The 1,858-nt window shown below is 35.4% G+C and carries 4 protein-coding genes; all 4 read right to left on the reverse strand.

The features are described 5' to 3' along the window. Positions 1–115: 115 nt before the first annotated feature. The 4 genes from AC5KOD_RS02740 to AC5KOD_RS02755 all read right to left on the reverse strand — a co-directional run bounded on the left by AC5KOD_RS02740 (position 116) and on the right by AC5KOD_RS02755 (position 1,735). Positions 116–337, reverse strand: coding sequence for a hypothetical protein (locus AC5KOD_RS02740; protein ID WP_496913007.1), 222 nt, complete (start codon positions 335–337; stop codon positions 116–118). Between the two features lie 63 nt (positions 338–400). Beyond that, the gene (locus AC5KOD_RS02745; RefSeq protein WP_496913008.1) at positions 401–736 is read right to left on the reverse strand and encodes a 4'-phosphopantetheinyl transferase; all 336 of its coding nucleotides are present in this window, start codon (positions 734–736) and stop codon (positions 401–403) included. Positions 737–904: 168 nt separating this feature from the next. Further along, entirely contained in the window at positions 905–1,279 is a 375-nt protein-coding gene (locus AC5KOD_RS02750) for a hypothetical protein (RefSeq protein ID WP_496913009.1), read from the reverse strand. Positions 1,280–1,414: 135 nt separating this feature from the next. Continuing rightward, positions 1,415–1,735 carry a DUF960 family protein gene (locus AC5KOD_RS02755; protein WP_496913010.1) on the reverse strand — a complete coding sequence of 107 codons (321 nt, stop codon included), beginning with the start codon at positions 1,733–1,735 and terminating at the stop codon, positions 1,415–1,417. Positions 1,736–1,858: the final 123 nt, after the last annotated feature.

Here is a 1,858-nt window from a genome sequence, read left to right on the forward strand (position 1 = left end):
ACTCCTTTTTGATTATGTTTTGTTTGCACTTACATTATATCAAAAATGGGGAGGTTCTCTTTTTTTATTTAATTCAACCCCTTATGCCGCAAGGCATTGAAATTATGAAATTGATTCAAGTGGTTAATTGACCTAATATATTTTTGGCCTCTTTATTGGTTGAGTTACTTTCCAACGCCAACTCTACAAATCCTTCGGCCTGATCGAACTTTTTTTCAACAATCGCTTCCTTTGCTTTTTGCATAGCCTTATTATATGCCTGATTAACGTCCACTTTATTGCCACAGCCCGTTAGCAATACTAAGAAACTAATAATCAAAATAAGTTTCCTTTTCACTCTCATCTTCACCTTTCTTAATAAACTAACCTCTTATTTCTTTTGATTTGCTACTCCAATTTCTTATCTTAGCACTTCATCGTATAGAAATTCAAAACCCGCCAACATTTCACTCGATCTCGTTTGAATCCAGGTTAAGCTCCCACCTACTAATACACCTCGGATATACTCTCGATTATTTGTTTCATCCGTAATAAAATAGACTATATAGCCACTTTTGGATAGGCCATCATCAAATAAATAAACATGATGCATCACTAAATCTGGCACTGTCTCCTTTTGCAACAACCTTGGGTATACTAGTTCTCTTTCTATAACGGCACTTTCGAATCCCCACTCTTCTTCACTGGATTCTATTCCGAACTGCTTTAATAAAATCTTTCGTGCTTTTGTTAACATTATTAATTCAACCTTTCTATATTAACAGTGGCCATACTCTCTCATTGAATAATAATTACTTGCTATTTGCGGTGCATTTTTACCTTTGCTTTATTTCCTTTTTCTTTATTACTACAAGCTGATGATATTTCCATGGCACTAGAAATCATCATCCGTTTAATCCTCATTTTAATTATCACCTCTCTCAATTTCTTTATTCTGTTGAAGCCATTTGGCAAAATAAGGGATCGATGCTTCTTCAATTTTTGAATCATTCTGCTTTAACTGCTCGTTAATTTCTTTTAGATACCGCCTAACCTGACGTTCTGAATAGTCGTAGTACACCGCCATCTGCTGAATCTCATGCCGCGAATACTCCTTCCCAGCCGCTATTCCTTTTTCTAATTCCTGTTTAACAAAAGACGAATCAATTAATTTTGTTGGAAATGTAACCGTAATACCTTTAAATTCTTTATAAATGGCTAAACAATTATCCAATCCTACTATCTTAGCTAATTGTTTATAGACTCCATTTAGTCCATCCGCCTTATTTTGATTAGTCAAAATACCCTCCTTTCTCCCTCACCTTTATAATACCTACATTAAATTGACATTGCCTGCTCCGATGGCATGCTTTATTTCTTTCGCTTTGTCATTGACATTTGTTGCACACTTATCTTGTTTAAAATATTTTTGTTCCTAATACTCACTCGGTAACAACATCGTCTGATTTTCTCCATCGTCGATGATCCAAACTTTTTCTACCTTGCATGTCTGATACTCCTCTAGCAAAAGTAACTCAAATTTACGCTGATACTCCGGCTCTTCTTGACGATGAGTAACAATCAATTTCTTTCGAGCCTCATCTTTTTCAAATTCGAATATTTGTAGATAGTCCAGCTTCACTTCCCCTTTAGCAACTAGGCCATCAATTACTCGCCAACAAAACAATTTGAGATTATCTGGTAATTCAAATGCGATGCCTTTAGTCATATAGCGATGATTTTTCCGATTAAACATGCCCTATTCCTCCTCGTATAATAAGGTTATCAGATTTATTCTGATAGTTCCTTTTCATCCCCATAAGGGGTATGATTATTTCGTACAGATAGAGGTCGTAGTATTCCTCCTTGAAGTTTTGTC

Source organism: Vagococcus sp. WN80Y, from assembly GCF_059621045.1.